General features: G+C 47.0%; 19 protein-coding genes and 1 riboswitch. All 19 genes read right to left on the bottom strand.

The features are described from left to right. Nucleotides 1-94 precede the first annotated feature (94 nt). Nucleotides 95-1819 carry a putative polysaccharide biosynthesis protein gene (locus NST47_RS03225; protein WP_341153908.1) on the bottom strand — a complete coding sequence of 575 codons (1725 nt, stop codon included), beginning with the start codon at nt 1817-1819 and terminating at the stop codon, nt 95-97. 198 nt (nt 1820-2017) lie between these two features. After that, entirely contained in the window at nt 2018-2560 is a 543-nt protein-coding gene (spoVT, locus tag NST47_RS03220; RefSeq protein WP_076237306.1) for a stage V sporulation protein T, read from the bottom strand. A 250-nt stretch (nt 2561-2810) separates the two neighbouring features. Then, a complete protein-coding gene (locus NST47_RS03215; RefSeq protein ID WP_341153907.1) occupies nt 2811-3926 on the bottom strand; it encodes a peptidylprolyl isomerase in 1116 nt (371 codons plus the stop codon). Beyond that, entirely contained in the window at nt 3913-7434 is a 3522-nt protein-coding gene (mfd, locus tag NST47_RS03210; RefSeq protein WP_341153906.1) for a transcription-repair coupling factor, read from the bottom strand. The genes NST47_RS03215 and mfd overlap by 14 nt, the downstream gene beginning before the upstream one ends. A gap of 250 nt (nt 7435-7684) precedes the next feature. After that, entirely contained in the window at nt 7685-7915 is a 231-nt protein-coding gene (locus NST47_RS03205) for an anti-sigma-F factor Fin family protein (RefSeq protein ID WP_341159595.1), read from the bottom strand. A gap of 64 nt (nt 7916-7979) precedes the next feature. After that, a complete protein-coding gene (gene pth, locus NST47_RS03200; protein ID WP_262685974.1) occupies nt 7980-8540 on the bottom strand; it encodes an aminoacyl-tRNA hydrolase in 561 nt (186 codons plus the stop codon). A 196-nt stretch (nt 8541-8736) separates the two neighbouring features. Further along, nucleotides 8737-9372, bottom strand: a complete 636-nt coding sequence (locus tag NST47_RS03195; protein ID WP_341153905.1) for a 50S ribosomal protein L25 — start codon at nt 9370-9372, stop codon at nt 8737-8739. Nucleotides 9373-9506: 134 nt separating this feature from the next. Continuing rightward, nucleotides 9507-10904 (bottom strand): bifunctional UDP-N-acetylglucosamine diphosphorylase/glucosamine-1-phosphate N-acetyltransferase GlmU, encoded by a 1398-nt coding sequence (glmU, locus tag NST47_RS03190; protein WP_341159594.1) that lies wholly within the window; start codon nt 10902-10904, stop codon nt 9507-9509. Nucleotides 10905-11004: 100 nt separating this feature from the next. After that, a complete protein-coding gene (gene spoVG / locus NST47_RS03185) occupies nt 11005-11298 on the bottom strand; it encodes a septation regulator SpoVG (RefSeq protein ID WP_076237295.1) in 294 nt (97 codons plus the stop codon). Between the two features lie 123 nt (nt 11299-11421). Then, a complete protein-coding gene (locus NST47_RS03180) occupies nt 11422-11814 on the bottom strand; it encodes a RidA family protein (RefSeq protein WP_341153904.1) in 393 nt (130 codons plus the stop codon). 3 nt (nt 11815-11817) lie between these two features. Further along, complete coding sequence (gene purR, locus NST47_RS03175) at nt 11818-12645, bottom strand: pur operon repressor (protein WP_076237291.1); 828 nt, start codon at nt 12643-12645, stop codon at nt 11818-11820. A gap of 149 nt (nt 12646-12794) precedes the next feature. Next, nucleotides 12795-13649: a 4-(cytidine 5'-diphospho)-2-C-methyl-D-erythritol kinase gene (ispE, locus tag NST47_RS03170; protein ID WP_341153903.1), complete on the bottom strand. Its 855-nt coding sequence runs from the start codon at nt 13647-13649 to the stop codon at nt 12795-12797. Between the two features lie 117 nt (nt 13650-13766). Further along, on the bottom strand, nt 13767-13967 hold the full coding sequence (locus NST47_RS03165; RefSeq protein ID WP_076237376.1) for a small, acid-soluble spore protein, alpha/beta type: 201 nt from the start codon (nt 13965-13967) through the stop codon (nt 13767-13769). Between the two features lie 232 nt (nt 13968-14199). Next, entirely contained in the window at nt 14200-14472 is a 273-nt protein-coding gene (gene veg, locus NST47_RS03160; protein WP_076237287.1) for a biofilm formation stimulator Veg, read from the bottom strand. Between the two features lie 253 nt (nt 14473-14725). Beyond that, a complete protein-coding gene (gene yabG / locus NST47_RS03155) occupies nt 14726-15583 on the bottom strand; it encodes a sporulation peptidase YabG (RefSeq protein WP_341153902.1) in 858 nt (285 codons plus the stop codon). Between the two features lie 78 nt (nt 15584-15661). Beyond that, the gene (rsmA, locus tag NST47_RS03150; RefSeq protein ID WP_341153901.1) at nt 15662-16564 is read right to left on the bottom strand and encodes a 16S rRNA (adenine(1518)-N(6)/adenine(1519)-N(6))-dimethyltransferase RsmA; all 903 of its coding nucleotides are present in this window, start codon (nt 16562-16564) and stop codon (nt 15662-15664) included. 3 nt (nt 16565-16567) lie between these two features. After that, nucleotides 16568-17113 (bottom strand): ribonuclease M5, encoded by a 546-nt coding sequence (rnmV, locus tag NST47_RS03145; RefSeq protein ID WP_341153900.1) that lies wholly within the window; start codon nt 17111-17113, stop codon nt 16568-16570. Nucleotides 17114-17209: 96 nt separating this feature from the next. After that, complete coding sequence (locus NST47_RS03140; protein WP_076237279.1) at nt 17210-18349, bottom strand: 3D domain-containing protein; 1140 nt, start codon at nt 18347-18349, stop codon at nt 17210-17212. 342 nt (nt 18350-18691) lie between these two features. Further along, a riboswitch (cyclic di-AMP (ydaO/yuaA leader) is annotated at nt 18692-18899 on the bottom strand. A 225-nt stretch (nt 18900-19124) separates the two neighbouring features. Further along, complete coding sequence (locus NST47_RS03135; RefSeq protein ID WP_341153899.1) at nt 19125-19892, bottom strand: TatD family hydrolase; 768 nt, start codon at nt 19890-19892, stop codon at nt 19125-19127. Nucleotide 19893: the final 1 nt, after the last annotated feature.

The following is a 19893-nucleotide window of genomic DNA, read 5'->3' as shown; positions in this document are numbered from 1 at the left end:
CTATTCGCCTCCAATGGATAAATAAGGGGTGTCGCCGTTAACTGAAATTATGAAAATATCTAGGATTCAGGATGAACCGGAGCGGATTTATCGCTTAGCGCAGCAATCCGACTTTGCGCAAAAGCGCGAGCGGCTTGCCTCGCAGCTTGGGAATTTGCTCCAGCTCGGCGGCGCTGACAACGCCGAGGCGAACCAGCGCGAGTATGTATACGAGCGCGCCAACCGCTACGCCTGCGAGTGCGACCGTTGTGGCTAAGCCCCTTGGGGGCAGAGCCACAGGAAGCACGCCCAGCAGCGCGGGCAAGCCGTGCGTCACGGCGAGCAGGCTTGCCGCCATCAAGCCGACGCAGAGCAGCGGCTTGATCACGGCGCGGCCGACCGCCGGCGTGACGCCGGTCGCGCGCAGCGCGTGCGCGAGCGCCAGCAAGCCTGCGAGCGCGTAAGCGCCAACAGCCGCGAGCGCGGCGCCATCGATGCCCCAATGGGGCACGAGGGCGGCGTTCGCCGCGATCTTGGCAGCCGCGGCCGCGAGCAGGTAGAGCGCCGGAGCTACGACGGCGCCGAAGCCCTGCAGCACACTGCCTGCGATAATGTTAAGCGTGCTGAACAGTGCTGTAAAGCTAAGCAAGCTCATCGCAAAAGAACCATCCGTGCTTTTGTAAAACATCACATTCAGCGGCTCAGCCAAGAGCGATAAACCTACCGCAGCCGCCAGTCCGATTACCCAAGTCAACCGCAGCGCTACGCTTGTACGGTTTCTCAGAATCTCCGGGTCAGAAAGAAGCTTTGCAGCCGCAATCGAGGGAACAAGAGCTGCTGACATCGAGGATGCTATCATGGCAACCAATTGTACAAGCGGCATTCCATGATTGTACAAGCCAAATTGATAAAGGGCTCCTGTCTCATCCAACCCATAGAGCTTTAGTAATCGCGGCAATGTAAAGGAATCGACCAAAGTTAGAATAGGCAATGAAATCGTTCCCAGACAAATTGGCAGTGCATACAGCAGCAGCCTTCGAACCAGAACCCAATCGCTTTCCCTGCTTTGCCGCCTCTGCAATCTGTGAGGTTCGTCCCATTGATGCGTTAGTTCTGCTTCACGCGTCATAGAGCGTCCTGCATTGCCCTTTTCCTGCTGACCCTGATTTCGCTTATCCTTTTGATGGTAGACCAGCATAACAATAAGACCAGCAGCAGCACCTGTAACCGATCCGAAGGTAGCACCCGCAGCAATCCAATCAGCTCCGTAGCCCCAATGCATAAATAATAGCAGTAAACCAAACATGGTTGCTACCCGAACCGTTTGCTCGATAACTTGAGAGACTGCTGTAGGAATCATATTCTGGTAACCTTGATAATAACCACGAAGCGCTGACATGACTGGCACCAGCAGCAATGCAAATGATACACTGCGAATCGCCATACTTGTCTGCTTTGCATCCATCAGCTCCGCCAGCCAATCCGCACCGAAGAAAAGCAGCAGGAAACAGACGAAACCGGAAGCAATCAATACGTAAGAGGCTACCCTCAGCACGCGGCGCGCTTCTTCATATTGCTGCATCGCCACCTGCTCTGATACAAACTTGGACACAACAAGCGGAAAACCGGCTGTCGCCAAAAACAATATCAAAATGTATAGAGGGTATACCGCATTATAAATACCGAATACCGCATCACCAGCCATGTTCTGCAGCGGGATTTTTTGCATGGTTCCAATCAGCTTCGACACGATTGTAGCGAGCCCAAGAACGACCGCTCCCTTTAAAAGCATCGATCCCATCAGCTTTTCGGTACCTTGAAGCTTTTGCTTACTGTTCATTCCGTTTCCCCTTCGTCTCGTCAATCCCCCTTATTATAGCACAAGCCTCCGTCCATCTCTTTAACGGTTCGTTGGTCCAAAACTTCCGAAGTCCCCTGTATCGATAACACATTAATATTCATCAAAAATAGCCCCCTAGCCAACGTCTCGACAAGCTACGTTATTAAGGGGACCTGTTATTCCAAGCTATATTACAACCTATTGTTCCATTTGCTTAGCTAAAAACCCAGCAGCCGTTTCTGCCATCTTGGTTTCCATTTGCCCCATTTTGACCTGTTCGTCTTTATTCAGCAAGATGACCGCACCGATCGGATCGCCGCCTGCGATAATAGGCGCTACTACATATGAAGAGTAGGCTTCATGGAGATCCTTGATCAGTTCGTATTGTCCTGCTTCACCTTCGAGAGTGGTCTTGCGATTTTCCATACACGCTTCCACAAGAGGACCGACCTGCTTTTCCAAATATTCCTTTTTGGATCCGCCGGAAACCGCTATGATGTTATCCCGATCCGTAATCATGGTCGTATGATTGGTGCTCTCGTACAAGGATTCTGCATATTCCTTTGCAAAATCACCCAATTCACCGATAGGAGAATACTTTTTCAAAATTACTTCCCCATCACGATCAACGAAAATTTCCAGCGGGTCCCCTTCACGGATCCGTAACGTGCGACGAATTTCTTTGGGGATAACCACTCTGCCTAAATCGTCAATACGACGAACAATTCCAGTTGCTTTCATGATTCTAGATGCCTCGCTTCCCTTGAGGAGTTAAATACTGCTGGATGTGAATCTGTTCTATACCTAACATCAAATGGGGATTCGACTAAGTAACCATAGTATTCATTCATTCCCAGCAGTTTATGCATGTGAGGCTATTATTCAGACGACCGTTTTTTTCAGCTATGTAACTTTGGGGCGCCGTTGTTTACATTATGTCCATAATTGTGAAATAAAAACAGGGTACCCTTAGGGGTACCCTGGTAATATATTACTTTGCTGCTGGCGCCTCTGTTTTTGGTGCTTCAGCAGGTGGAGCCGCTGGTGCAGCAGGAGCAGGAGCTGCTGCAGGTGGTGGTGTAGGCGTTGGCAGCGTATTGGTTTCAATTAAAGTCGGCAATTCTTTTTCCACAAAATCATACACTTGGGTTTCTGCTGCTTCTGAACGCAGACTTTCTTTCACTTCGTCATAGGTTTTGGTCTTACGTGATTCAACTTTCATAATATGATAGCCATAGCTCGTTTCAACGGGATCGCTGATTTGATTGATTGGCAGCTCGGCTGCAGCCTTCTTAAATTCAGGCACCCACATCGAAAGCTCGACATTTTCGTATTTACCGCCTTTATCCTTTGAACCCGGGTCGTCAGAATATTCCAATGCCAGTGCAGCAAAATCACCGCCAGCTTTCAGCTTGTCCTGCACTTCTTTTGCGCGCTTCATAGCCTCTTCCTTGGTTCTGGTCTCCTTGCCTGTTGCCGCATCCGAAGTTCCCACCAAAATATGGGATACTGTAGCAATATCATAAATGTTTTTGTCGGCAGCCAGCTTTTTGTCGTACGCGTCTTTTACCTGCTGTTCGGACACCTTGGATTCAAGGGCCGAAATGGCGAGCATGCTGCGTCCAATAAACTGTTCAATATCCTTGGCGTTCAGATTAGCGTCCTTCAGTTGCTTCTCCATCCCACCTTCTTGCATACCGAGGTAAGTGTTAATTTGCTCAACCTGCTGCTTGGTTTTTGTATCCGCCTCAGCCTTGGCCTTATCATCGGCACGCGCAGACAATACACTGAACGTAACCAGCTGCTTCATCATATCCTGCTGAAATGCCGGATCTTCTTTGTATTGCGCATATTCCTTATAGAAAAAGGTGTTAATATTGACAAACGTATCGAACTCGCCACGAGTTACCTTGCCACCATCTTTATAAGTAACCAGCACCTCACTAGCATCACCTTTTGCTGGTGTTGCTGGTGTTCCTGTTGGAGCTGGCGCTGCTCCTGTTCCTGCTTTATCCCCTCCACAGCCTGCGACTACTGCCGCTACTGTCATGACTGTCGCTAAAGTAATTAGACCCTTTTTTGCACGATTCCATTTAATTGATAACATTCTGTAATTCTCCCTTCGATTTCAAAGCTCGCTTATATTGTACCAGAAACCTTTCGAGCAGATCGATGGATTCTTCTGGCTGTAAACCTTTACCCTTAAGCTGGATATGAATTTGCGGACCCGCTATCAGCTTGAATCGTTGATCAAATTCGCTTGCCAATGCGGCTAAAGCCTGACCATCCAGATTAGGGGTTTGATCCGCATGAATCTTGATCTCATAATCGGCAGCCTTTTGTGAAATCGTTTCGATGGCATACATGGCACCATATACCTTCAATCTGGCAACAGCAAGCAGATGGTGCACCGCCTGCGGCAGGTCGCCAAAACGGTCTACAAGCTCGTCGTGCAGCTCGGCAACTTCATCTAACGTTTTGAGAGCCGCTACCTTTTTGTAAATTTCAATTTTTTGTACACTATCATAAATATAATCCCCAGGAATGTACGCATCTAATTGTATATCCAATACGGTTGACCACGGCTTTTGGACCACAGGCGCTTCACCAGTAATTTCATGCTTACGCTTGGCGATTTCCTCACCCAGCATTTGTGAATACAAATCGAAACCAACCGAGGCAATAAAACCATGCTGCTCCGAGCCGAGCAAATTACCTGCGCCGCGGATGGACAAATCCCTCATCGCAATTTTAAACCCTGATCCAAGTTCTGTAAACTCTTTTATGGCCTGCAGCCGCTTTTCAGCGATCTCTGTTAATACTTTGTCCCGTTGATACGTAAAGTAAGCATACGCAATTCGATTCGAGCGTCCTACGCGTCCTCTAAGCTGATACAGCTGAGACAAGCCCATCCGGTCTGCGTCATGTACAATCAAGGTATTGACATTGGGGATGTCCACACCCGTTTCGATAATACTGGTAGACACCAGAACATCGAACTCTCCATCCAAAAAGTCGAGGATTGTTTTTTCCAGCTCATGCTCGGACATTTGACCATGTGCTACCGTCACTCGTGCATCTGGAACGAGCATCGAAATTTGCTCAGCCATTTGATTGATACCCTGGACACGGTTGAACAAATAGTATACCTGTCCTTCACGTGCAAGCTCTCGCTCAATTGCTTCACGAACAAGTCCTGTATTGTGCTCTACCACATAGGTCTGCACAGGAAACCTATTCTCTGGCGGGGTCTCGATAACGGATAAATCACGGACACCCAACATCGACATGTGCAGCGTACGTGGAATCGGCGTTGCTGTTAATGTCAGCACATCCACATTCGTTTTTAGACGCTTGAGCTTTTCCTTGTGGGAAACGCCAAACCGCTGTTCTTCATCGACAACCAGCAGCCCAAGGTCCTTAAACTTCACGTCAGCCGATAGCAAGCGGTGCGTTCCGATAACAATATCAACGGTTCCAGCTTTAACTCCCTTCATCGTCTCCGCTTGATCCTTCTTGGAACGGAAACGGCTCAATACCTGAATATTGAAGGGATAGCCCGAGAAACGCTCACGGAAGGTCTCATAATGCTGCTGTGCCAAAATAGTTGTGGGTACCAGTACGGCCACTTGCTTGCCGTCGATTGCTGATTTAAAGGCTGCTCGAATGGCGACCTCCGTCTTCCCGTACCCAACATCGCCGCAAAGCAGTCGATCCATAGGCCGCGGCTTCTCCATATCTTCCTTGATTTCGCTAATTGCCCGCAGTTGGTCGGACGTTTCTTCATAAGGAAACATACCCTCAAATTCCTGTTGGTAGGTGCTGTCGGGATTAAATCCGTAGCCTGTCGTCGCCTGGCGCTCCGCATACAGCTTGATCAGATCATCAGCGATATCCTCTACAGAGGAACGTGCCTTGCTTTTCACACGATTCCAATCCGCACCGCCCAGTTTATAAACCTTCGGTTCCTTCTCCTCAGAGCCAACGTATTTCTGAATCAAATCAATTTGGTCGATAGGCACTGACAGCTTGTCGCCGCCCGCATACAAAATATGCAGATAGTCCTTGTGAATACCGCCAACTTCCAGGGTCCCGATACCTACAAATTTACCGATGCCATGATTGACATGGACAACGTAATCTCCCAGCTTCAGCTCCTGGTAGCTCTTAATTCGCTCGGCATTTTCGATCTTCTTATCAACCTTACGTACTTTGCGCTGCTTCTGGGTGAACATTTCACCTTCGGTAATGACAACCAAATGAATATTAGGCAGCTCGAACCCGGTCTGTAGATTGCCATTAAGAATCATCGGCTCATCGATGTGGTAGTCCGCCAATACACGACGCACCCGCTCTACACGTTCCTCGCCATTGGCCAGTATGAGCACTTTGGCGTTAGACTTTTTCCAGCGCTCCATCTCGTTTTTGAGCACATTCATTTGGCCGTGAAAATTTTGCATCACCCTGCACATGAAATTAACGATATTTTGCGGCTGTGTTTGCGGCACCTGACGCAGGAACAAGGACATATATAAGGTCGGATACGGCTTGCGCTGCAGTAACGTTTCATACGGCTTGGAAATAATAAGGGCTGGGATGCTTTTTCCATCCTGCAGTGACATCGTCATCCATTCCGCCTCATCGCGCTCAAGCTGTTTGGCTGTTTCCAGTAAACGAGCTGGCTCGTCTATGAGCAGAATCGAATCTTGCGGCATGTAATCCAATAAGGTTTTGCGCTCTGGATACAATAAAGAAACATATTTGAACAAGCCGGGGAAAAAGCTGCCTTCCCGCATCATTTCGATTTCATGACCAACGCCCTCGAGCAGTCGATCCTTGGCATTGCGGTCGGACATTTTATCCAGCTGTGCCTGCAAAAGGTCTGACGCATGCTGAGCTGAGTCTTGTAAACGTTTTCCATCGGCAACAATCTCACGGCATGGCGTTATGACCAGCTCATTCAATTTATCAATCGAACGTTGGTCCGCTATATCAAAGCTGCGAATCGAATCAATTTCAACATCAAACATTTCAATACGATACGGCTGAGGCGAAGATAACGGATAAAAATCAATAATGCCCCCGCGGACACTCATTTCTCCCTTGGCTTCAACTCTTTCCACACGCTCATAGCCAAGACCGATCATACGGACAATCAGTTCGTCCATGGGGATTTGCTGACCGACTCGAATCGTGATCCGGGCTGCTGCAACGTCTTCCTTGTATGGCAGCACCCGTCGCATCCCAGCATAAGGCACAACCACGATGCCGTGGAAATCTGCCGCAAGCCTCGTCAACGCATCAATCCGCTGTGCAAGCATCTCTGGACTCGCTACGGCTGTCTCAGCAGCCAACAGCTCTTGTGCTGGAAATAGCAGCACCTTGTCACTGGGCAAGCACTCTATCAAGTCTTCAAATATTTTTTGCGCGGAAAACATATTGTGCGTGACAATAAACAAGGGCCGCTGAAGCTCCTCGTACACGGCTGCCAGCATAACCTGCCGTGAGGATCCGGACAAGCCGGATAATAATTGCTCCTTCATCCCCGAGCGAACGCCCGAAACGATACTTTGTAAATCAGGATCCGCGGAGAATGCTTGTATTAATGCCTGCAAAACGGTACACCCCTCTCACCCATTTAAACCCATATACCTATTTCAAAATCCTCCGCAAACGGGGATAAGGAGCTTCACCAGTTGCGGGTGAGGCCCCTTGATAAGCCATATGTGAAATCTTTAATTCCTTCATCATTGCCCTGAGCATGGCACGAGACATCGTTTTGATATTTGAAAAAAGCCTAGACTTTCAAGCCTAGGCCGGTATCAACTACATTTGTTTGTCGTGTGGATCTTTAATCCAGGTCAATTACTGCAATGGACTGACTATCAAAGATAACTCCGGATTGCTGTCCAAAGCCTCTTTACAATAATCACAAATTACTTTGACCTTGACATCTCCATTCGGGCTATACGATATTATACTCTGACGCTCCTCAGGGGTCAAGAAATGGAAACCCAGCAACTGTTCATTCACCTGCTGCTGGGGCAGTTCACCAATGAATGTTTGGCAGTGACGGCAAATATAAGTAACGGTCAAAGCGAACACCTCCTTTTCATTCATTATGACCCAAAAAGGAAAATGCTAGCCTTCATCACACTGACTATACGTTAAACTTGGCCATCGTTTTTTCAAAAGGGTTTCCTAAAGCGTACTCCATAGCCTCACAGGTCGTATCCAACAGCTGAGGCATCGATTTGACCTCCTCCTTGGAAAAAGAAGACAGTACATAATCTGCAATATTATAGCCCGGTAAAGGGCGATTAATTCCCATCCGAATCCGGTTAAAGGATTGGGTTCCCAAATGCTGAATCGTCGATTTAATTCCGTTGTGCCCACCGGCACTTCCTTGATAACGCAGCCTGATTTGCCCAAATGGAGTATCCAAATCATCATAAATGACGATAAAATCCTCAATCGGAGCTTTGAAAAAATCCATAAATGCTCGTATCGATTCGCCAGACAAATTCATATACGTCATCGGCTTGATCAAATATACCTTTGTACCGTTCACATTGCCTTCACCAAGCAGTGCCTTGCATTTGCTTTGTGTTACTTTGATTCCGTGCTTTTCCGCAAAACGATCCACGGCCATAAAACCTATATTATGACGGGTCGATTGATAGGGAGTGCCCGGATTACCCAAACCTACAATCCACTTCACTCTTGTTATGCGCCCCTTCCAGACTGCCAAGCTTTCCAAATAACTTATATATATCATACCACAAAATGAACACCATTTTGCAGCGTGCCAGCTTGTCCTTTTATAAAAACATCTTAACCTTTCTGGAAAAGAGCGCAAAAAAAGCGCATCGAATAACGATCGATACGCCTTTGAATATAACAATGGTTACAATCGATTACTTATCATCCTCAGCTTTGGAATCCGCAGCCTCTGCAGCAGCGCCAGACGCCTCAGTGGTGTCTGCTTCCACTTCTTCCTCTGCCTTCTGAGGAGCCAGAATCGATACGAGCACATCATGTTCGTCGGTTTTGATCTCCAGCTTATTCGATAGCTTCAGCTCGGAAACCAAAATGTTTTTGCCCACTTCCAACTCACTGATATCCACTACTATCGATTCCGGAAGGTCATCGGGTAAACAACGAATCGTAATTTCATGATGCTGGATTTGCAGAATACCGCCTTCTCTCACACCAATCGAGTCGCCATGGAAATCCAGACGAACGGTTGCCATAACAGGCTCATTCATATTGATTTGATGAAAGTCAACATGAGTCACAAATCTAGAAATCGGATCGCGTTGAACTTCGTTGATCATTACAGACTGCTTGCCTAATTCAGGCACGTCCATTTCAACAATCGCATTAGGGTGAGTACGAAGCAACGCCAATAATTGCTTTTCTTCTATCGCTATAGGCTTACTTGGAATGTTAGAGCCGTATATAACACCGGGAATTTTTCCATTTGAACGCAATCCTTTGCGCTCAGACTTGGTTGTACCTCTCCGTGCTTCTGCTTTCAATGCTAATACCACGGGTTGTGCCCCCTTCAAATTTCGATGATTTTGCGGATATGCTATTACATTACCCCAAATCAAAGAAAATCAAACACCCGTTGTCGATTCCATCCCAACAACACACATGCTAACGATTCCGCATCCTCGTTAACTCAGGATTTGGTCTGCTGCTTCTTCTCGCTGAATTTGCTCCTCAGCTTGGCTGCATAACCTGCTTTGTTGACCTGACGTTCACGCGCAATAGCAACATCGTTGGGCTCCACGTCGTGTGTAATGGTTGAGCCAGCTACGACATAGGCACCCTTGCCGATCTTCAGTGGGGCGATCAAGTTCACGTTGCTGCCGATAAAGGCATCCTCGCCAACCTCAGTCAATTGTTTATTGAATCCATCATAGTTAACCGTGATCGCGCCGCAGCCAAAATTCACATTTTTCCCCACGACGGCATCCCCAATATAGCTCAGATGGGAAACCTTAACGTCGTCAGCCAAGGTTGCATTCTTGATCTCGACAAAATCGCCGATCTTCACATTCGATCCCAGCTTCGCACCCGGACGCAAATAGGCATAAGGTCCAATTGCCGTTGCATTCCCCACCTCAGCCTCCGACAGCACTGCATACTTGATCTGAACACTGTCCGCTATCGTACTATCCGTAATATCTGCCTGTGGGCCAATGTAGCAATCCTCTCCGATCACCGTACTGCCTCGAATAACGCTGCCAGGCGCCACAATCGTATCGGCACCGATTTGTACATCTGTCTCGATATAGGTGGTTAACGGATCGAGCAAGGTAACTCCGGCCAGCATATGTTTGTTGTTAATTCGCGCACGCATGATGCGCTCGGCTTCCGACAACTGCACCTTATCATTCACACCCAGTGTTTCCATAGCGTCATGGGTACAGTAAGCCTGAACAATTTCATTATCGCCGACCAAAATACCAATAACATCCGTTAAATAATATTCCCCTTGTGCGTTTTGATTCGTTACTTTATTCAGCGCATCAAAAAGCTTGCGGTTCGTAAAGCAATACATCCCTGAATTAATTTCTTTAATAGCCCGCTCCTGATCATTACAGTCCTTCTGCTCGACAATGCTTGAGAGTCTGCCGCTGGAATCGCGAATAATTCTTCCCAGACCTGTAGGGTCTTCCATGATCGCGGTCATTACGGTTGCCGCCGCACCTGTTTCCTGATGCAGCTTGATCATATCCAGTAAGGACGCATTCGTAATTAGCGGCGTATCTCCATACAGAACGACGGTGAGCCCGTCTTCTTCACCCAGTAATGCCTTAGCCTGAAGAACAGCGTGCCCGGTACCCAACTGCTGCTCCTGCATCGCATACTCAACACGTTCACCCAAGTATGATTTTACAGAATCGGCTCCATGTCCGACTACAACGACCTTCCGTTTTGCATCTATCTGCTCCAGGGCACTAACCACATGACCCACCATGGGCTTGCCGCATACCTTGTGAAGTACCTTATATAATTTAGATTTCATCCGCTTACCTTGCCCAGCTGCAAGTACAATCCCCATAATACTCAAATCCGTCAACTCCATTTCCCCTGAACATGTTTTGCCTTCAATTTTATATGAATATGTACCAAAAGAAAAGAGAGCCTCGAAAGGCTCCCCGGAATACGTATTATGCTCCTTCAACGATAACGGCTTCTTCTTCTGTTTCAGACGCGGCCAAATCGTATTCTGCCAGAACAGCAGCTTGGATTTTTTCGCGTGTAGTTGAAGAAATCGGATGAGCGATATCTCTAAACTCTCCATCCGGTGTTCGCTTGCTGGGCATCGCCACGAACATCCCGTTATTCCCGTCAATAACTCGTATGTCATGAACGACAAATTCGTTATCTATGGTAATGGAAGCGATGGCTTTCATTCTTCCCTCGGAGTTAACCCGACGGAGTCTTACGTCTGTAATTTGCACTAGTGTTCACCACCTTTTCACATCTTGAGAAGACTTGGTGTTTAAATTCCACATTTTGGTGCTAAATCCTTCTTTTTTTTGTAACATTTTAACTATTTTTTTTAATATTTATTTAATTAAAAATTATTCGACAATTCTCGCCGCTATCAGTTCTATTTCGACAAAAACATCCCTTGGTAAACGAGCTACTTCCACCGTAGAGCGGGATGGCTTATGTGCTCCAAAGTAGGTTGCGTAGATTTCGTTTACCTTTGCAAACTGATTCATATCCTTCAAGAAAACGGTTGCCTTGATCACCGTATCGAAACTCGCTCCGCCTTCAGCCAATACGGCCTCCAGATTGCGAAATACTTGATGGGTCTGCTCTTCGATTCCACCCTCAACCACTTGTCCATCAAGTCCAAGCGGAATTTGTCCGGATGTAAACAATAGATTGCCAAATTGAACGGCTTGTGAATAAGGCCCAATGGCCGCTGGCGCTTTGTCGGTTGCGATTGTATTCAAAGTTATCGTCATAAGTCACTCTCCATCAGAAAAATAATTACCGGGTTCTACCGTTATATGCTTCGTCCGCGGATCTACACCTGACAGCTTGGCCAGTGAAATATAGTCCTCTACCAGATGCTCTTCCACCTCACCGGATTCAACGAACACCCCTACGCCTTTAACTGTCGCTTTAAACTCCTGCAATAAATCCATCATGCCATGAACCGTACCGCCCACACGCATAAAATCATCTATAATCAACACGCGCGACTCTTCCTTCATCGCCCGACGCGACAAGGACATCGTCTGAATCCGTTTATTGGAGCCAGAAACATAGTTAATACTCACTGCCGAGCCTTCAGTCACCTTATTATCACGTCGTACGATAACGACAGGTAAATTCAAAAATGTCGCCGTTGCATAAGCAAGCGGTATTCCCTTGGTCTCAACGGTCATCACCACATCGATATCTTTCGCAGCAAATGCTGTCGCAAACATTTTGCCAACCTCATTCAAAATAAGCGGCTGCCCCATAATATCGGACATATACATATACCCGCCAGGCAGGATCCGTTCCGGCTGCTCCAATTGTCGGCATATCCCTTGGATAAATTGCAAAGAGTACGCTTTCGAAACCTTAGGAATAAATTTCACTCCTCCGGCTGCTCCAGCCAGCGTTTGCAGATCGCCAAGTCGCTCCTCCTCAAACACTTCCTTAATGATCGCCAAATCCTCACTGATTGAAGACTTTGCTGAATTATACCTATCGGCAAATGTAGTTAAAGGAATCAGTGTATGGGGGCGAAAAAGCAAGTATTGCGTCATTTCGACCAACCTTGCACTTCTTTTCATTTTTTTCATAGTGCACCCCCTCATGGTAAAATTCATTAAAATCCGAATATTATAATGAGAATATACCATTTTTATACGTATTTATTCAAGATGTCCATGAAAATTATTCTAACATAGAACTAACATTTCATCATTTCTGCAGATAGCTCTCCCCCTAATCAGGTCAAAAGACGAACCGCATATACATCCTTGCAAAAACCCCGCAGCCCATTGTATATTCTTGCCACCTTCGCTTCCCTAGAGACCAGTCCGAATACGGTCGGACCGCTGCCTGACATCAATACGCCATCGGCACCCAATCTAACCATACACTCCTTCAACTGCCTAACCTCGGGATAAAGATCCAGTGTAACCTCTTCCAGCACGTTGCCCAACCGCTCACATAATAAATCAAACCGCTTCAGTCGAATTGCCTCCAGAACATCAGACGCGGAAGGATGGTTGACAATCTGATTGGCACGCAGCTTTCCGTAGATCTCGGAGGTCGATACATTGATCGGAGGCTTGGCCAGCACAACCCAGCATTGCGGAGGCGCCTCAATAGGCTCCAGCTTCTCTCCACGGCCGCGAGCGATCGCTGTCCCTCCCGTTACACAAAAGGGCACATCCGAGCCCAGCTCAGCTCCCAGAACCTGCATTTCCTCAGCAGGAATGTTTAATTTCCATAATCTGTTCAATCCACGCAGAGTGGCTGCGGCATCGCTGCTGCCGCCTGCCAAGCCCGCAGCTACCGGTATCTTTTTATCCAAATGTATGTAAACACCTTGCTTCACATCATAACGGTCCTTAATCAACCGAGCCGCTTGAAACGCCAAATTCTTCTCGTCCAGCGGTATATAGCCGGCTTGACTGGAAATGATAATCGTGTCACGAGGCAATTCCTGCATCTCTATTCTGTCGGACAGATCGACCATCGTCATAATCATTTCAACCTCATGATATCCATCCTCGCGCTTGCGCAAAACATCCAGTAATAAATTAATTTTGGCCGGAGCCTTCTCAAAAACCTTCATTACGACACCTTCTTTGCGGCTCTATGCTTCTATATGTTTATACTATACCAAAAAACGAACAAAAAAAAGCTAAAGCCGCTTAATGCATGCTTCAGCCTGAATAGAATCGCTGTGAGGTCACCTGAATGGAGGCTGTGATTGCTGCTTTAAAGCCTGCTCGGCAATCTGAATCGCCCTTTTCACCATATTTCCGGCGTCCTTAGTACGTATACCGCCCCAGCCTTCTCGCTGTACGGTTTCATAAAAACCCAAGTCCTTTGCAAGCTCGTACTTAAACCCTTCAGACATAACTCCCCGGCTTCGGCCTCTGCGTGACATACGAACCACCCTTCCTTTCGGTAAGATGGTTGTAGTATCCCCGCATTGCCCCGCTCTCATACGATCCACTGTAAGAAAAGCTTCTGATCGAAGCCTATTCGGTGAAGATACATTCGTGTCCACTAGGTTGCTTTTCTTGCAATATCAGAATATTCAGCTCTGCTGAAAACATATAAATTCTGATATTATAACAAAAAACAGCACACCCGCCAAGGGTATGCTGTTTATGTAATTATTGATGTATAGCAATCCGTAGTTCTCCATCAGCCTGACACACCGTAACCTCAACAGATTCAGTGAGGATGTCTGCATAACTGTAAGAAACACGTTTAAAGGCATTTTGTTCCTGATCAAGCTTCACAATAAAAACAGATGGGTAGGTTTCTTCTAACACACCGGAACGTTCAATCGTTTTACGGCGACCACCATTTGCTCTTAACATGATTTTTTGTCCGACATGAGGTTCCAAACTGCGTTTGATATCCAACAGCGCATTTTTAGCCATTTGACCACTCCACCTCTTTCTTACTAAAGTATACCGCATTAGTGGGGTTATGTCAAATGAGGTTAAATATTATAGCAGTGGTCCAAAGCTATTGTCAACGGCATTTTTGCTTAATTGAGTCAATTTTAGGTGTGCAAAAGTTTAATGACGTTCACAGAAATGTCAAAATTGCAGTTGAAGACCTTTATTCTGTATCGTCACTCCAAATAATTGCCCAAAGAAAAAACGCCCTAAGGCGTTCTGGTCAGCCGTCCTATTGAAATTGAGGAACTCCTCTGCGAAAGCTGCCGCGCGATTCAATACCGCCCATTCCTTCAAAGCCGCTATGGGTCAAGCCTATAACACCTGCCACATTGACGGTATCACGAATCGGAGTAAAGGCTACCTTAGCTGCGACACAGAGCGGATCTAGCGCATGAATGAGCACACGGGCCGGTGAGCTGGCATAATTGGCACCTGCCTGCAGCAGCGCCTCAAAGTGGGACTGACAGGCTCCGGCAATAATGGTCAACTCATCCTTGTTTTTCTCATATTGTCTGGCCACCTTGACTGCCTGAACAAAATGATAAGAGTTTTTGTAGCTGCCCAGCTGGTTCATATCGCTTCTGCGATTTTTGAGAATGCCATCATGACCTGTAATGACGAGAATATCCGGCTTCGTTTGCGGCAGCAAGCGATACAAGGCCTCAGCCATCTTGACCTCAGACACGTAAAAGCCTTCTGCTGGCACCCTGAGCTCACCATACAGGTTCATGCATTTTCGTAAGTAAGCGGGATCTCCGTCCAAATGCAGCACTTTGCCCGGTAATTCAAAATATCTCATAGCTATGCTCTCGTTAGGCGCTGCCTTCGCCCCATGTGAATCCATCGAAGGCAATAACATTTGCTGAACCTCATTACTGCGAATCATGTCCATCCAAGGAGGATGCACTCTGCTTGCGGGCGGATATGAATCCAGCTGTGGGGCACTTAGCAGGTCACTCAGAGGCGCATCAGCAAGCAAACGATAATCCACTCCTCTTAGGAGAGCCTGCCGCTGTATAACGTCCTGAATTTTAAACACAATATCATTATCATAAGATCTACGAGTAACCAGATCTCCCTGTTTCATGGGCAATCGCCTCCTCGTGTATCTTATGGCGCTTCACAGCCATTGGTGAATACCGAGCAGGGTCACCATACAGGCGATTTAAGCTCTGCCCAGTGCCTTGGACAAACAACTGCTTAAACGGGCATACTCCTCCATAGAAAGCGTTTCACCGCGTCTCACAGGGTCAATGCCAGCCTCCAACAAAATAGCCTCCAGCTGCCCCTTGGTTTCTTTGGTGAAATAGCGGACTGCCAGATTGTTATAGATGGTTTTCCTGCGTTGAACGAATGAGGCCTGGACCACCTCAAAAAAGAAAGCCTCATCCTCGACCTCGACAGCCGGCTGCTGACGCACTTTCAGTCTGATAACAGCTGAATCTACGTTCGGCTGGGGGATAAACACGGTTTTGGGAACAATCGTGACGACCTCAGGCTCGCAGTAGTATTGAACAGCTATACTCAGGCTTCCATATTCCTTGCCACCCGGTTTGGCTGACATCCGACTGGCTACCTCCTTTTGAATCATGACAACGATATACTCGAGAGGCAGCTTCTCCTCCAGCAGCTTCATAATAATCGGCGTTGTGATGTAATAAGGAAGATTGGCCACAACACTTACTTGAGCAAAATCCTTAAACTGTTCTTGAAATAAAGCCTGCAGATCGACCTTCAATATATCGCCATGAATAACGCTCGCATGAGCGTACCCCGCCAAGGTTTCTGTAAGCAACGGAAGCAGCCTTTGATCAATCTCGATAGCGACAACCTTACCCGCTTTTTTGGCAAGCTGTTGAGTCAAAGCTCCGACACCAGGACCGATCTCCAGCACGCCTTTGTTTACATCCAGATCTGCCGAGCTTACGATCTTATGTAGAATGTTAGGGTCCACCAAAAAATTCTGGCCCAAGCTCTTTTTTAATACAAGGCTATGTTTTTTCAGCAAATCATTTGTTCTTTTGGGTGAGGCAATATCCATTTGCTCTGTCCGTTGGTTCGTATCCATCCTTCAGCCCTCTTCTTGTTCAAGTTGCTGCCAGGCAGCTGCAAATTCTTCACGTGTGATTCGAAACATTCGACAGCGGTTGTAAAACTGTTTGCCATTGCAGTAGCCTATGCCAAGCCGCTTGCCCATCTCCATGCGTCTCGCCGCTGCTTGGGGATGAACGATGAGTCCCGCTGCTATCAGGTCCTCCAGTGTAATATCCGACTCCGCCGCTTCATAATCGGTGCGCACGTTCTCTAGCGCTTTCCGTATTGTATCGACCGACGCATTCTCGACTCCTATGTCCCCTTTGCTGGTCGCATCCTCTCGCGTTATAAAGGCGTGCTTGCATCCCGGAACCTGGGCTGTAATGATTTTGCGAATTCGTTCCCCCGCGTGGTCAGGATCGGTAAACACAATGACTCCCCGTCGCTGCTGCGCCAGCTTGATCCGCCGGATAATATCCTTGTTAATCGCAGAACCTCCGGTCTCGATCGTTTCGGCATCAACAGCGCGTTTGATTGCCGTTGTATCGTCTTTCCCCTCTACCACAATCATTTCTTTAATCACACCTGCACCTTACCTTTCAAAGCAGAAAAAAGAAGAGGGATTCCTCTTCTCTTCCTGTAATGCTATATATGATGAGTCTGCCCCAATTGCCGACTGTTAGTCTGACGTTGGCTTGTTTGGTCCGATTACATAGATAGTATTTCCTCGCTTCATGCCAAAACGGTTCGCATAATCGTTGCTATCAAAATAAACATCGATTTTGTTCCCCTTGACTGCACTACCAATATCCTCTGCTCTGCGGAATCCAAGCCCGTCTATATATATCCACCAGCCAAGTGGAATCACTGTGGGATCCACCGCAATCGTTCGACCTTCCATTACTCTCGTACCTGTCGCAGTGAGCCCATATTGCGGGTGCTCGCTGCTCTTGCCAGTCGATGATACACCAGCTGAATAAGCAGTCAGGGTCACATTATTTATAACCTGTTTTACGTTAAATTTCAAGCCACTCTTGGATAATTCCTGAATGCTCGGTGAAGAAGCAGATAAAACCGTAACCGGATTTTTTGTACCTATTGCCACAATTTTGTTAACACGCTCGGATTGAACCTTTTCATCCACTACTGCTTCTGATACCAGCTTTCCATCCTCAAACAACTTCTCTTTTGTTTTTACAATTACGCCCTCTTGACCCTCTTGTACAATCTGTTCCTTGCCCTTAGGGAGCTGCGCATCACTTTGCTTCTCAACATCAAAGGCTATCTTTTCCGAGAACTCTTCTTTTTCTTTCTTAACGCGAACAATTTGAACTACACCGGTTTCAGATAATTCGGTGTCAAGCGCAGGACTCACCTTATCAAGCTCTCCGATCGAGACTTGAAATTCCTGCAAAGCGCTTCCTACAGTTTTGGCCACTGTGTAGAAGGTTTTTACTTCTCCGTCAGCTGTAAGCTGTAACGGTTTCGCATGGTCAATGGCAATGCGGTCGCCCGTATTTACCTTTGCATCCAGCGATGCGGAGAGACGATCATGCTCTCCAATAGAAATCCCCTGTTCATCCAGTAAACGTTGCAGAATCCATTGCTTCGTATACACAACTGATTCTTGTCCATTGACAACCACAGATACCCGCTTGGTAGCCGTGCCGTATAACATCATTAAAAACATGAAAGCGATAGCGATTGAAATCAGTGAAACGATCGAAATCAAACGCAAGTTTTCATGCTTCCATCGCAATGCGAAGGACATGCTGGATGATCGTCTTACATGGGGTTGCTCATACTCAATAGCTCCCACTTATTCGGTCCTCCTTAAAGCCCCGCCGTCGAGTGTATCACATGATTCATCTGACGCGACTATGGTTTAGGTTTTGCAATCTTTCGTTAAACGAGGATAAACGGCTTCGGCTTTTCCATTCAAAATCGAGGCGCATTTGTCTAGAAACTAAAGGGCTGCAATCTACGTTCCATATCGTTCTTTCTGAGTGCGTTCAACACCTCCCCAGTGTAAGATGTCGGCCTGTTCCGGAACCCCTGCTATAATGACGGGAGAACACAAAAAAAGTCAGCGGAGAAGAGGACTCTTCCCGTGACTCTTATATTATTTCACCGGCGTGGTGAAATAAAGTACACGACAATCGTTACCTCTCTCTTAACGCTTACGAGGTTAGCTGACGGATTCGGACTTGAGAGTCGCCCTACTTTGGATTGAATCGCATACGCGTAAACACGTGATTCTATCCGAAAGATTCACCCCAGAAATCGTGACTTTTGCCCCATTGAATGCAATGTGCAGATCACTTTTTGGTTCCCCCGTTTCCCATTAGGAAACTCAGCGAAAATGGAAAATTGGTAATCGTATTAAGTTAATATTGAGTTTACGCTCTCCGGTGTGAACTTGTAAAGTATACAAACAGGGCAAAAAACGGTGAATTTCAATTGAATTAGGCCATAATTCAGGTTTTTACCGATAAAAACCCTATTTATCTCTCATTTTCATTATGCATGTGTATATTTACTTGCGATATCCCCTAGACCGATAAAAACAAAGCTTCTCACCACCCACAAATGATTCATTTTAGATCGAATAATGTAATGGCATTTTGGGTAGTAATTTGAGCAATTTGTTCAAGTGTAAGGCCTTTAATTTGAGCAGCAGTTTCTGCGACTAATTTCACATAAGCAGTCTCATTCCGCTTGCCGCGGTAGGGGTGAGGCGTCAGATAAGGGGCATCCGTTTCGATCAACAATCGATCCAGAGGTACCTTGTCCAGCACTTCTTTTGGCTGCTTGGCATTCTTAAAGGTCACAGGTCCTCCAAAGGAAATATAAAAATTCATATCCAGACATTGCTTCGCCGTTTCCCAGCTGCCAGAGAAGCAATGCATCACGCCGCCGACCTCGGCTGCCTTCTCCTCACGCAGTACCTGAATAATATCATGGTGAGCATCACGGTTATGAATGGCTATGGGCATACCCAGCTTGCGGGCGAGCCGAATTTGTTGACGGAACACCTTGTCCTGGACATCTTTGGGAGAAGTATCCCAATAATAGTCGAGTCCGATTTCTCCAATAGCGACAACCTTGGGATGGCTGCACAGCTGCTCGATCCATTCCAGATCTTCAGGCGTCATATCTTTGGCATCTTGCGGATGCCAGCCCACAGTCGAATAAATACAATCATATTGCTCAGCCAAAGCGATCGAGCTTGGAATCGTTTCTCTGTTAAATCCGACATTGATCATTCGACTGATTCCGTTCTCTAACGCGCGCTGTATGACCTCTTGTCGATCTTCATCGAACTGGGGCGCATTTAAATGTACATGAGTGTCGGTTAGCATA

Source organism: Paenibacillus sp. FSL H8-0034, from assembly GCF_038000305.1.
GTDB lineage: Bacteria > Bacillota > Bacilli > Paenibacillales > NBRC-103111 > Paenibacillus_S.
This window is presented reverse-complemented; position numbering and strand designations above follow the sequence as displayed.